Source organism: Stenotrophomonas sp. 82F1 (assembly GCF_056861525.1).
This window is the reverse complement of record NZ_JBSPUD010000012.1, coordinates 41,409-52,679: the sequence shown is the minus strand read 5'-3', so window position 1 is coordinate 52,679 and position 11,271 is coordinate 41,409. Positions and strand designations below refer to the sequence as shown.

Here is an 11,271-nt window from a genome sequence, read left to right as displayed (position 1 = left end):
GATGCAACGCATAAGTTCCACATTCGCTGGTATCAGCTGGAAAGCGCCTCTTCCAGATCCACCTGCAGATCCCCCAGATCCTCAACCCCCACGCTCAACCGCACCAGTGCATCGCTGATACCCAACTGCTCGCGGCGTGCCACCGGAATCGACGCATGGGTCATCACCGCCGGGTGGTTCACCAGGCTTTCCACCCCGCCCAGCGACTCGGCCAGGGTGAACAGTTCGGTCTTCTCGCAGAAGCGCTTGGCCGCGTCGAAGCCGCCCTTCAGCACGATCGAGACGATGCCGCCGTAGCCGGCCATCTGCTTGCCCGCAAGCTCATGCTGCGGGTGCGAGGCCAGACCCGGGTAGATCACCTTCTCCACCGCCGGGTGCTTTTCCAGCCACTGTGCCAGTGCCATCGCGTTGGCGCAGTGCGCCTTCATGCGCAGCGGCAGGGTCTTCAGGCCACGCAGTGCCAGGAAGCTGTCGAACGGGCCCTGCACGCCACCCACCGAGTTCTGCAGGAAGGCCATCTGCTCGGCGAGTTCGGCGTTGTCGCCGACCACGACCATGCCACCGACCATGTCCGAGTGGCCATTGAGGTACTTGGTGGCCGAGTGCAGCACCAGGTCCGCGCCCAGCTCCAGCGGACGCTGCAGCATCGGCGAGGCGAAGGTGTTGTCGACCACCACGATCAGGCCATGGCGCTTGGCGATGGCGGCGACCGCGGCGATATCCACGATCTTCAGCATCGGGTTGGTGGGGGTCTCGATCCACACCATCTTCGTCTTCGACGTGATCGACGCTTCGAACGCCGCCAGATCGGTCAGGTCGACAAAGCTGAAATCCAGTGCGGCTGTGCGGCGGCGCACGCGCTCGAACAGGCGGAAGCTGCCGCCATAGATGTCGTCCATCGCCACCACGTGGCTGCCTGCATCCAGCAGTTCGATCACCGTCGAGCTGGCGGCCAGGCCCGACGCGAAGGCGAAGCCACGGGTGCCGCCTTCCAGCGAGGCCACGCAACGCTCGTAGGCGAAGCGGGTCGGATTGTGCGTGCGCGAATACTCGAAGCCCTGGTGCTCGCCCGGGCTGGACTGTGCATAGGTCGAGGTGGCGTAGATCGGCGGCATCACCGCGCCGGTGCTCGGGTCGGGCGACTGGCCGCCATGGATGGCCAGGGTGGCCAGCGCCAGTGCGCGGTCCGGGGAAGAAGCGTTGGACATGTCGATTCCTGAATGGCGCCGATGACCGGCGCCGTCGAAGGAGCGGGAGTCTATCAGCGCGGCCTTAACGAGCTTTGACGCGGATAAACCGGGATTCAGCAGCGATCTGCGGCGATAAACGCCTTACTGAACGCGCCGACGCAGGTAATTCAGCAGATCGATGCGGGTGATCAGGCCGAGGAAGGCGTCACCATCCATCACGATGGCCACCTGGCCACGGTCGAACACCGGCAGCAGGGCCTCGATCGGCGACTTCACGTCCAGCCGGTCCAGCTTGCTGACCATGGCGGTGGCCACCGGGTCGCGGAAGCGTGCTTCATCGCCATAGACATGCAGCAGCACGTCGCTTTCGTCGACGATGCCGACCAGTTGGTCGCCATCCATCACCGGCAGCTGCGACACGTCGTACAGCTTCATGCGCTGGTAGGCGGTGGTCAGCAGGTCGTTCGGGCCGATCACCACGGTGTCGCGCTGGCCGTACGGGCGCAGGATCAGGTCGCGCAGGTCGCCGTGCTGCGGGCGCTCAAGGAAGCCGTTGTCCAGCATCCAGTAGTCGTTGTACATCTTCGACAGGTACTTGTTGCCGGTATCGCAGACCAGCACCAGCACCTTCTTCGGCGTGGTCTGCGCCTTGCAGTACTTCAGCGCCGCCGCCAGCAGGGTGCCGGTGGAGGAACCGCCGAGGATGCCCTCCTTGGCCAGCAGCTCGCGCGCAGTGTGGAAGCTCTCGGCGTCGGTGATGGCATAGGCCTGCTTCACTCGGCTGAAGTCGGAGATCGACGGCAGGAAGTCCTCGCCGATGCCCTCCACCAGCCAGCTGCCCGACTTGTCGTTGAGCACGCCGTCATTGATGTACTCGGCCAGGATCGAGCCGACCGGATCGGCCAGCACCAGCTCGGTCTTCGGCGACAGCGTGGCGAAGGCGCGCGACAGGCCGGTCATGGTGCCGGAGCTGCCGCAGCCGAACACGATGGCATCCAGATCGCCATCCATCTGCTCGAGGATCTCCGGGCCGGTGCCGAATTCATGGGCGGCCGGGTTGTCCGGATTGCCGAACTGGTTGATGAAGTACGCGCCCGGGGTCTGCTCGGCGATGGTCTTGGCCAGGTCCTGGTAGTACTCCGGGTGGCCCTTGGCCACGTCCGAGCGGGTCAGGCGCACTTCGGCACCCATCGCCTTCAGGTTGAAGATCTTCTCCCGGCTCATCTTGTCCGGAACCACCAGGATCAGCTTGTAGCCCTTCTGCTGGGCCACCAGTGCCAGGCCCAGGCCGGTATTGCCGGCGGTGCCTTCAACCAGGGTAGCGCCGGGCTTCAGGTCGCCGCGCTTTTCTGCCGCCTCGATCATCGACAGACCGATGCGATCCTTGATCGATCCGCCCGGATTGGCGCTTTCGAGCTTCAGGTAGAGCTCGCAGACACCGGTGTCCAGGCGCTGGGCCTTGACGATCGGGGTCTGGCCGATGAGTTCGAGGACGGAAGAATGGATGGGCATTCGGGGGACTTCGGTTCGCGCCACGCAGGGCCGGACCGGTGATTATCCGACGGATGGCGACGAAAGTCAGGAGCCGTTTCTGTAGCGCCGGGCCATGCCCGGCGGGAGGCGTGCCGACCAACGGTCAGCACCCACCAGCTCGGCGCGCGGAAAAAGGGATGCGGACGGCCCCGGATCGACGAGGAGACCGGTACCGCCCGCATCGGGGGACGTGCCTGCAGGGCCAAGGCACCACCGCGTGTGGTGCCTTGGCGCGACGCCTGCGTTCAGCGGCGCCGCGTTGCCAGGTCAGGAGTGCCTGGCGGGGCCATCGATGGCCGGGTCATGCCATTCCGGGCACGACCGGGGGGCGTCAATGCGTGGGGGACGAGTTTGCGAGCGGTGTTTCGTACATTCGCAGAAGGCGTTGCTTGGCCAGCAGCTTCTCGCGCTTCATTCGACCCAGGGTGACATCATCGATCGGGAGTACACCCAACTCCGCATCCATGCACTTCTTGTTCAACTTGCGGTGCTGGTCATGGAGTGCCCGGAACTCCGGATCGCGCGCGCGACGGGCGTCGATCTCGCTCTGGGGCTGATCTTCAAACATGATGGACCTCCTTCGACAGATACACGAACGCCCCGGCCGCAAGGCACGGGGCGTTGTTCATGGAGGAGTGCCGGTCGATGCCCACATGGGTGCCCACAACAACGTGCGGCACTGGCCTGCGCACGTCGATCTGCTGCGGTTCGCGCCCTGCTTGCATCGGCCCGGCCCTCCCATCGTCCGGTCCGCGTTATTGCGTCCCGGACAATTGACCCTACGCTTGCTCTGGACGGGGTTCAAGCCCCTGCGGCAAAAAGACCGAACCCCGCCGAGGCGGGGTTCAGGCTGAATACTCAATACAACGAAAAACAAACAATATCAAGCAATTACGGGGCGATGACGACCTCGGCCGAGCGGGCCCGGGTGGACGCCGCCTTCTTGCCGGCAACCTGGATGCGGCTGCTGGCGACGCCGGCCGAGACCAGCGCATCGCGCAATGCCTCGGCCCGCTTCTGGCCGACGCCATTGGCACTGTCGTAAGCCTCGATGCGGATCCTGCCCTTCTTGCCGATGTTCACGTACTCGGCCAGGGCCTTGGCCTGATTGCGGGCGCCACCGGACAGGCTCGAGGCCCCGGCAGCGAACGCGTCACCGGCGAAGGTGAAGACCTCGCCACGGCCGTCGAACTTCGAGCCCGGCAGCTTCTGCCCGGACACCAGTTCGGCTTCCTCACGGGCCAGCTTGGCCGCATTCTGCTGGGCGCTGCTGAGGCGCTGCTGCTGCTTGCCGGCCACGCTGGTCAGGGCGTTCTCGGCATCCTGGCGGGCCAGGGTTTCGGCCTCGGCCGCCTGGCGCAGGCGTTCGGCCTCTTCTGCCTGCATCTGCGCCTGCATCCGCAGCTGCTCGGCTTCCTGGCGGGCGCGGGCAGCGTCGCGGCGGCTGGCTTCGATCAGCAGGTCGCTGCGGGTGCGTTCCAGGCGGTCGACCTCACGCGCGGCCAGCGCAGCCCGCACGGCGGTCTCGGCGATCTCGACCCGGCGCTCGGCCAGGTAGGTAGCCAGTTCCTGGTCGCGGCGCTTGGCCTTCTCCAGGGTCGCAATGGCCTGCTGCGCCTGCATGCGCTCGAAGGCGCCCAGCTCGGCGGTGTCCGGATTGGCCTGGATCGCCATCAGCCGCTGGCTCAGCTGGCCGATCATCGGGTTGTCCGCGGCCAGGGCCAGCGTCGGCAGGGCCAGCAGTGTGGCCAGGGTCAGGGCGGAGATGGTCTTCATCGGCGGTCCTCCCCGGTCGACAACTGGCGTTGCAGCTGGTTGACCTCGTTGCGGCGCAGCTGCAGCTGTGCGGTCGCCGTGGCTTCCTCGCTGCGGGCACGGGCCAGATCGGCGTCAACGGCAGCACGCAGGGCCAGGGCCGGCGCGTTCTTGCGCTCGCGGCGGTCACCTGCGGCACGCTGGGCCTGCTCCAGTCCCTGACGGGCCAGCCCGATCAGGTCCGGGGCGTACTGGTCGGCATCGGCCTGGGTGGCTTTGTCCACCGCCTGCCGGGCCTGCGCCAGTTCCAACGCGCCGTCCTGCGCCCAGGCGGGGGCAGAGAGTGCGAATGCAAACGCCATCACATACAGGCTGTGGCGCATTCGTGCGAAGCTAAGTCGTTTCATTGGGGAGGCCGTACCGGTTGTCGGTTCGCGGCCATTGTCGTCAAGCCGGTACCGTGCTTGCAACGGGCACCGGCAGTTTCGTTGGGGAAAATTCGCAATGGATATCGGCTACTTCCTGAAGCTGATGACCGAAAAGAACGCTTCGGACATGTTCTTGACCACCGGCGCGCCGGTCTACATCAAGATCGAGGGCAAGCTGTATCCGCTCGGCAATACCGGCCTGCCGCCGGGAATGGTGAAGAAGATCGCCTACTCGCTGATGGACGAGGGCCAGGTGCCCCAGTTCGAGCGCGAGCTGGAGCTCAACATGGCCATCGCCCTGGCCGATGCCGGGCGTTTCCGCGTCAACGTGTTCAAGCAGCGCGGTGAAGTGGGCATGGTCATCCGCGCCATCCGCAGCCGGATTCCGAGCATCGAAGAGCTCAACCTGCCGCAGGTGCTGAAGGACGTCATCATGACCCCGCGCGGGCTGGTGCTGGTGGTGGGGTCCACCGGCTCCGGCAAGTCCACCTCGCTGGCATCCATGATCGATCACCGCAACAGCACCACCACCGGTCACATCCTCACCATCGAGGACCCGATCGAGTACCTGCACAAGCACAAGATGTCGATCGTCAACCAGCGCGAGGTCGGGCTCGATACCCACACCTTCCACGACGCGCTGAAGAATGCGATGCGTGAAGCACCCGACGTGATCCTGATCGGCGAGATCCTGGATGCGGAAACGATGGAGGCGGCGATCGCCTTCGCCGAAACCGGTCACCTGTGCCTGGCCACCCTGCACTCCAACAACGCCGACCAGACCATCGAGCGCATCCTCAACTTCTTCCCGGAAAGCGCCCACAAGAACGTGCTGATGAACCTGGCGCTGAACCTGCGTGCGGTGGTCAGCCAGCGCCTGGTGAAGAACAAGGAGGGGCGCCGCCTGCCGGCCACCGAAGTACTGATCAACACGCCGATGATCCGCGACCTGCTGCGACGTGGCCAGGTGCACGAGATCAAGGCGGCGATGGAAGCCTCGCTGGAAGAAGGCATGGAGAGCTTCGACCAGTGCCTGTTCCGCCTGGCCAAGGCCGGCACCATCGATCAGGAAGAGGCCCTGCGTGCGGCCGACTCCCGCGATGGCCTGGCGTTGAAGTTCCGCCTGTCCGAAGGCGGCAGCGGCGAGCATGATCCGTACGCGGACTTCTCGGCGGCAGCACCGTCGATCACCCACGGGTTCTGACGGCACGCCCGCCGGGCATGGCCCGGCGCTACCGGACGCGTGGTGGTAGCGCCGGGCCATGCCCGGCGGAATCCTGAAGAATTAAGGGGCGGTCTCATCCAATGAGACCCCTCGTGCGTAGGTTCCTTCAATGGAAACCATCCGCAAGCTGGCGATTCTCGCCGATGCCGCCAAATACGACGCCTCCTGTGCCTCAAGTGGCGCGGGCAAGCGCGATTCGCGCGCCTCCGGCGGCATCGGCAGTACCGAAGGCATGGGCATCTGCCACAGCTACACGCCCGATGGCCGCTGCGTATCACTGCTGAAGATCCTGCTGACCAACTTCTGCGTGTACGACTGCGCCTACTGCGTGAACCGGGTGTCGAGCAACGTGCAGCGCGCGCGTTTCAGCGTGGACGAGGTGGTCACGCTCACCCTGGACTTCTACAGGCGCAATTACATCGAGGGCCTGTTTCTTTCCAGCGGCATTATCCGCAATGCCGACTACACGATGGAACGCATGGTGGAGGTGGCACGACGGCTGCGCGAGGAGCATCGGTATGCCGGCTACATCCACCTGAAGACCATCCCCGAGGCATCGCCGGAGCTTCTGGCCGCTGCGGGTCGTTACGCCGACCGCCTGTCGATCAACGTTGAACTGCCCACCGAGGCGGGCCTGGCCACCCTCGCCCCGGAAAAGACCAGCACATCGATCCGCGGCGCGATGGGGGAGCTGCGCTGGCGCATCGAGGAGGCCAAGGAGGCCCGCAAGGCGCCGGCGGTAATCACACCGGTATCCAGCCGCAGCGCACGTCCCCGCCCGCCCCGCTTCGCACCGGCCGGGCAGAGCACACAGATGATCGTAGGTGCCGACGGTGCCAGCGACCAGCAGATCCTGACCAGCGCCGACAGCCTCTACGGCAACTACCGCATGCGCCGCGTGTACTACTCCGCCTTCAGCCCGATTCCCGATGCGAGCCGCCAGCTGCCGCTGCAACCGCCGCCGCTGCAGCGCGAGCACCGGCTGTACCAGGCCGACTGGCTGCTGCGCTTCTACGGCTACGGCGTGGAGGAGATCACCGACACCACCCAGGGCGGCATGCTGGATCTGGACATCGACCCGAAGATGGCCTGGGCGATCCGCCATCCCGAGCGCTTCCCGGTGGACCTGAATCTTGCACCGAAGGAGCTGCTGCTGCGGGTGCCCGGGCTGGGCGTGCGCAACGTCAAGCGCGTGCTGATGGCACGTCGCCACGGTCGCCTGCGGGTGGCGGACGTGGCCCGGCTGAAGGCGCCGATGAGCAAACTGCTGCCGTTCGTGCAACTGGCCGACCACCATCCGCGCAGCGCGCTGGACGATCCGGCAGCGCTGCGCGCGAAGCTGGCCCCACCGCCCCGCCAAGGCTCGCTGTTCGATGCCGCGCCCGCTGCCTGAGCTGCAGCGCTGGTCGCTGCGGGTCAACCCGCCGTGGTCACTGGACGCCTGGCGCAACGCAGCGCGGGAAGCGTTGCTGCGCGGCGTGCGCCCTGAACAGCTGGACTGGATCGCCGGTAGCGAGGCGTCATTGCTGGATGCGCCGGCGGTGCAGCAGGCGCCCTTGCCCGATGGTGCCACCGCACCGAACGTGCCACGCGACTTCGTGGAACTTGCCGCGACCTGCCTGTGCCATCGCGATCCGCAGCGACTGCCGCTGCTGTACCGCCTGCTGTGGCGCATCGCCCACGGCGAACGCACGGTGCTGTCCAATCCAGCCGATGCTGATGTGCTGCGTTTGATGGCGCTGGCGCAGGCGGTGCGCCGCGATACGCACAAGATGAAGGCCTTCGTGCGCTTCCGCGAGGTGCCCGGCGAGACCGACGCGTTCATCGCCTGGTTCGAGCCCGATCACAACATCGTCGACCGCGTTGCACCGTTCTTCGCCCGCCGTTTCGCCGGCATGCGCTGGGCGATCCTGACGCCCACGCGCAGCGTGCAGTGGGATGGCAGCGCGCTATGGTTCGGCGATGGCGGCACCCGCCAGGATGCCCCCGCCGAAGACGCACGCGAAACGCTGTGGCAGACCTATTACGCCAGCATCTTCAATCCGGCGCGGCTCAACACGCGGATGATGCAGCAGGAAATGCCCACCCGGTACTGGAAGCACCTTCCCGAAGCACAGCTGTTGCCTGGCCTTGTCCGCGATGCAGCCAGCCGCGTGCAGGAGATGCACGATCGGCCGGCACAGGCGCCGCAACGGCGTATTCCAACGCGGCAGAACGGTGCAGCCGATGCCACTGCCGACGATGGCAGCCTGCAGGCGCTGCGCCAGCAGGCGACCGTCTGCCGGCAGTGTCCGTTGTGGGAGGCATCCACCCAGACCGTGTTCGGCGAAGGTCGTGCCGATGCACGCATCATGCTGGTGGGCGAACAGCCCGGCGATGTCGAGGACCTGAGTGGCCGTCCCTTCGCGGGCCCGGCCGGCAAGCTGCTGGACCGCGCGCTGCAGGAACTGGGCGTCGAACGCAGCACGCTGTACCTGACCAACGCGGTGAAGCATTTCCACCACGAACGGCGCGGCAAGCTTCGCCTGCACAAGCGCCCTGAGAGTCGCCATGTACACGCCTGCCGGCCGTGGCTGCAGGGCGAGATCGCACGGGTGAAACCGCAGGTGATCGTCTGCCTGGGTGCCACCGCAGCGACCGCGTTGTTCGGCAGCGGCTTCAACCTGATGCACGACCGTGGTCGCTGGCACGTGCTGGACGATGGCACCCGTGGTTACGCCACGGTGCATCCGGCCTGGGTGCTGCGGCAGAAGGATGAAGCGCGGCGCGAGGAAGCCTACAGGCTGTTCCGCGACGACCTGCGGCAGCTGCTGGCGGCCGATTCCGCGCCCGCCGGAGACCGGTAGCGCCGGGCCATGCCCGGCGAGCACAGCGGCACGTCAGGCAGCGTCGACCTGGTTTTCCGGGCGTGCACCGGTGAATGCGTCCAGCTGCTGGCAGGCGGTCTCGATCCGGCGGAGGATCGGGTACGGCGCCAGATCCAGACCGAAGCGGTGCGCGTTGTACAGTTGCGGCAGCAGGCAGATATCGGCCAGACCCGGGCGGTCACCGTGGCAGAACGAGCCTGTCTCCGCGCTGGCGGCCAGCATCGCCTCCATCGCCGCGAAGCCCTCGGCCATCCAGTGCAGCGTCCATTGCGTGCGTGCATCGGCCGGCAACTGCAGATCGCGCTCCAGGTACTGCATCACCCGCAGGTTGTTGATCGGGTGGATGTCGCAGGCCACCAGTTGCGCCAGCGCCCGCATCCGTGCACGGCCAGCGGCATCGGCCGGCAGCAGCGGCACCTGCGGAAAGCGTTCTTCCAGATACTCCAGGATCGCCAGTGACTGGGTCAGCACGTGACCGTCGTGCAGCAGCGTCGGCACCAGCTGCTGCGGGTTGAGCCCGCGGTAGGCGTCATGGTGCTGCTCACCGCCCTCACGCACCAGGTGCACCGGCCGTGCTTCGAAGGCCAGGCCTTTCAATGCCAGGCCGATGCGCACGCGGTAGGCGGCGCTGGATCGCCAGTAGGTGTACAGCACGATGCCGTCGTCGACCGGAATCTCCATCGCCGCCTCCATGCTCAGGGCTTGGCCGCCTGTTCGATGCGCTGCTCGATCGCACCGAAGATGCTGTTGCCGGCGGCATCGAGCATTTCGATGCGCACCACGTCACCGAAGGACATGAACGGCGTGCTCGGCTTGCCGTCGCGCAGGGTTTCCACCACGCGCTGTTCGGCGAAGCAGGACGCGCCCTTGCTGGTGTCTTCGTTGGCGATGGTGCCCGAGCCGACGATGGTGCCGGCACTGAGCGGGCGCGTCTTCGCCGCGTGTGCGACCAGCTGGGCGAAGTTGAACTGCATGTCGACACCGGCTTCCGGCGCGCCGAACCATGCCCCGTTGATGTGGGTCAGCAACGGCAGGTGCACCTTGCTGTCCTGCCAGGCAGCGCCCAGCTCATCGGGGGTGACGAACACCGGCGACAACGCCGAGCGCGGCTTGGACTGCAGGAAACCGAAGCCCTTGGCCAGCTCGCCCGGGATCAGGTTGCGCAGTGAGACGTCGTTGACCAGGCCGATCAGCTGGATGTGGCCGGCGGCCTGCTCCGGGGTGGCCGCCATCGGCACGTCGTCGGTGATCACCACGATCTCTGCTTCTAGGTCGATGCCGTAGTCCTCGCTGACCACCTTGACCGCGTCGCGCGGGCCGTAGAAGCCGGCGCTGGTGGCCTGGTACATCAGCGGATCGCTGTAGAAGCTCTCCGGCACCTCGGCGCCGCGGGCGCGACGGACGCGCTCGACGTGCGGCAGGTAGGCGCTGCCATCGACAAATTCATAGGCGCGCGGCATCGGCGCGGCCAGGGCCTGCGGGTCCAGGTCGAACACGCCATCGGCGTCACCGGCATTGAGCGAGTCATACAGGGCATTCAGGCGCGGAGCCAGATGGCTCCAGTCCTCCAGGGCCAACTGCAGGGTGGCGGCGATGCCGGTGGCGCGCACGCCGTGGCGCAGGTCACGCGAGACGACGATCAGGGTGCCGTCGCGGCCGCCTTCCTTCAAGGAACCAAGCTTCATGGGTGGGTATCCGGAGTCGTGGGCAAACAAGTTTCAAGTGTAATCAAATATCCTGTGCAGCCAAGCTGCAGCGCGGCATCGGCCCACCCTACCGTAGTGGGGATTCGGCAGGGTTGCACCCTGCACCTGCAGAGGCCGGAGCCAAGCCAAAGCAACGGCGGGAGCAACGGCAACAGCCGGCTCTGGGTTTTCTGTGGGTTGGGCGGGGCGGTGTGGGCCTGCAGGACACGCCGTGAACCCATCCATGGGGGCTCGATGGCGCCATCCATGGCGCCAACGGTCCTGCAGGCCCACACCGCCCCACCCTCGACAGTTTCCCGACCACGGTTGGTAGATCCACGCCATGCGTGGATGGATCTCCATCGAAATCGAATATTTCGACAATTGAACGTAGATCTACGCATAGCGTGGATCACCGTGTTGACCAAGGTCGACACACACACCAAGAGCAGGCCATGCCATTCCGACAGATCGCAGGAATCTGTCCAAGGCGGGGTGGGGGGGGGGGGGGGGGGGGGGGGGGGGGGGGGGGGGGGGGGGGGCCGCGGGGGGGGGGGAGAGAGGGGGCGCCCCCCACCCCCCCCCCAA

10 protein-coding genes are annotated in these 11,271 nt (G+C 66.4%); 3 read left to right on the top strand and 7 right to left on the bottom strand.

From position 1 onward, the window contains the following. Window positions 1-32: 32 nt before the first annotated feature. From AC13GI_RS13100 to AC13GI_RS13080, 5 genes are all read right to left on the bottom strand, one after another. Window positions 33-1,208: a cystathionine gamma-synthase gene (locus tag AC13GI_RS13100; protein ID WP_482996512.1), complete on the bottom strand. Its 1,176-nt coding sequence runs from the start codon at window positions 1,206-1,208 to the stop codon at window positions 33-35. A gap of 123 nt (window positions 1,209-1,331) precedes the next feature. Continuing rightward, the gene (locus tag AC13GI_RS13095; RefSeq protein ID WP_099820398.1) at window positions 1,332-2,702 is read right to left on the bottom strand and encodes a pyridoxal-phosphate dependent enzyme; all 1,371 of its coding nucleotides are present in this window, start codon (window positions 2,700-2,702) and stop codon (window positions 1,332-1,334) included. A gap of 352 nt (window positions 2,703-3,054) precedes the next feature. Continuing rightward, window positions 3,055-3,291, bottom strand: a complete 237-nt coding sequence (locus AC13GI_RS13090) for an HP1242/YdcH family protein (protein ID WP_099820399.1) — start codon at window positions 3,289-3,291, stop codon at window positions 3,055-3,057. A 323-nt stretch (window positions 3,292-3,614) separates the two neighbouring features. Continuing rightward, the gene (locus tag AC13GI_RS13085; protein WP_482996511.1) at window positions 3,615-4,499 is read right to left on the bottom strand and encodes an OmpA family protein; all 885 of its coding nucleotides are present in this window, start codon (window positions 4,497-4,499) and stop codon (window positions 3,615-3,617) included. Further along, complete coding sequence (locus tag AC13GI_RS13080) at window positions 4,496-4,861, bottom strand: DUF4398 domain-containing protein (protein WP_099820401.1); 366 nt, start codon at window positions 4,859-4,861, stop codon at window positions 4,496-4,498. The genes AC13GI_RS13085 and AC13GI_RS13080 overlap by 4 nt, the downstream gene beginning before the upstream one ends. Window positions 4,862-4,982: 121 nt before the next feature. On the opposite strand from AC13GI_RS13080, the gene AC13GI_RS13075 reads away from it, so the two are divergent. The 3 genes from AC13GI_RS13075 (at window position 4,983) to AC13GI_RS13065 (ending at window position 8,977) form a co-directional block, all read left to right on the top strand. Then, on the top strand, window positions 4,983-6,110 hold the full coding sequence (locus tag AC13GI_RS13075) for a PilT/PilU family type 4a pilus ATPase (RefSeq protein ID WP_099820402.1): 1,128 nt from the start codon (window positions 4,983-4,985) through the stop codon (window positions 6,108-6,110). A gap of 130 nt (window positions 6,111-6,240) precedes the next feature. Beyond that, a complete protein-coding gene (locus tag AC13GI_RS13070; protein ID WP_482996510.1) occupies window positions 6,241-7,524 on the top strand; it encodes a putative DNA modification/repair radical SAM protein in 1,284 nt (427 codons plus the stop codon). Beyond that, window positions 7,505-8,977, top strand: coding sequence for a UdgX family uracil-DNA binding protein (locus tag AC13GI_RS13065; protein WP_482996509.1), 1,473 nt, complete (start codon window positions 7,505-7,507; stop codon window positions 8,975-8,977). Before AC13GI_RS13070 ends, AC13GI_RS13065 begins: the two co-directional genes overlap by 20 nt. 33 nt (window positions 8,978-9,010) lie before the next feature. Here AC13GI_RS13065 and maiA read toward each other — a convergent pair whose 3' ends face one another. Together maiA and AC13GI_RS13055 are read right to left on the bottom strand one after the other, a co-directional pair. Beyond that, on the bottom strand, window positions 9,011-9,679 hold the full coding sequence (gene maiA, locus AC13GI_RS13060; RefSeq protein ID WP_482996508.1) for a maleylacetoacetate isomerase: 669 nt from the start codon (window positions 9,677-9,679) through the stop codon (window positions 9,011-9,013). A 14-nt stretch (window positions 9,680-9,693) separates the two neighbouring features. Then, a complete protein-coding gene (locus tag AC13GI_RS13055) occupies window positions 9,694-10,683 on the bottom strand; it encodes a fumarylacetoacetate hydrolase family protein (protein WP_482996507.1) in 990 nt (329 codons plus the stop codon). Window positions 10,684-11,271: the final 588 nt, after the last annotated feature.

What these genes read in the sequence shown, in the direction of transcription:
- AC13GI_RS13100 (WP_482996512.1), bottom strand. Translation starts at nt 1,208, where the DNA reads ATGTCCAACGCTTCTTCCCCGGACCGCGCACTGGCGCTGGCCACCCTG.
- AC13GI_RS13095 (WP_099820398.1), bottom strand. Translation starts at nt 2,702, where the DNA reads ATGCCCATCCATTCTTCCGTCCTCGAACTCATCGGCCAGACCCCGATC.
- AC13GI_RS13090 (WP_099820399.1), bottom strand. Translation starts at nt 3,291, where the DNA reads ATGTTTGAAGATCAGCCCCAGAGCGAGATCGACGCCCGTCGCGCGCGC.
- AC13GI_RS13085 (WP_482996511.1), bottom strand. Translation starts at nt 4,499, where the DNA reads ATGAAGACCATCTCCGCCCTGACCCTGGCCACACTGCTGGCCCTGCCG.
- AC13GI_RS13080 (WP_099820401.1), bottom strand. Translation starts at nt 4,861, where the DNA reads ATGCGCCACAGCCTGTATGTGATGGCGTTTGCATTCGCACTCTCTGCC.
- AC13GI_RS13075 (WP_099820402.1), top strand. Translation starts at nt 4,983, where the DNA reads ATGGATATCGGCTACTTCCTGAAGCTGATGACCGAAAAGAACGCTTCG.
- AC13GI_RS13070 (WP_482996510.1), top strand. Translation starts at nt 6,241, where the DNA reads ATGGAAACCATCCGCAAGCTGGCGATTCTCGCCGATGCCGCCAAATAC.
- AC13GI_RS13065 (WP_482996509.1), top strand. Translation starts at nt 7,505, where the DNA reads ATGCCGCGCCCGCTGCCTGAGCTGCAGCGCTGGTCGCTGCGGGTCAAC.
- maiA (WP_482996508.1), bottom strand. Translation starts at nt 9,679, where the DNA reads ATGGAGATTCCGGTCGACGACGGCATCGTGCTGTACACCTACTGGCGA.
- AC13GI_RS13055 (WP_482996507.1), bottom strand. Translation starts at nt 10,683, where the DNA reads ATGAAGCTTGGTTCCTTGAAGGAAGGCGGCCGCGACGGCACCCTGATC.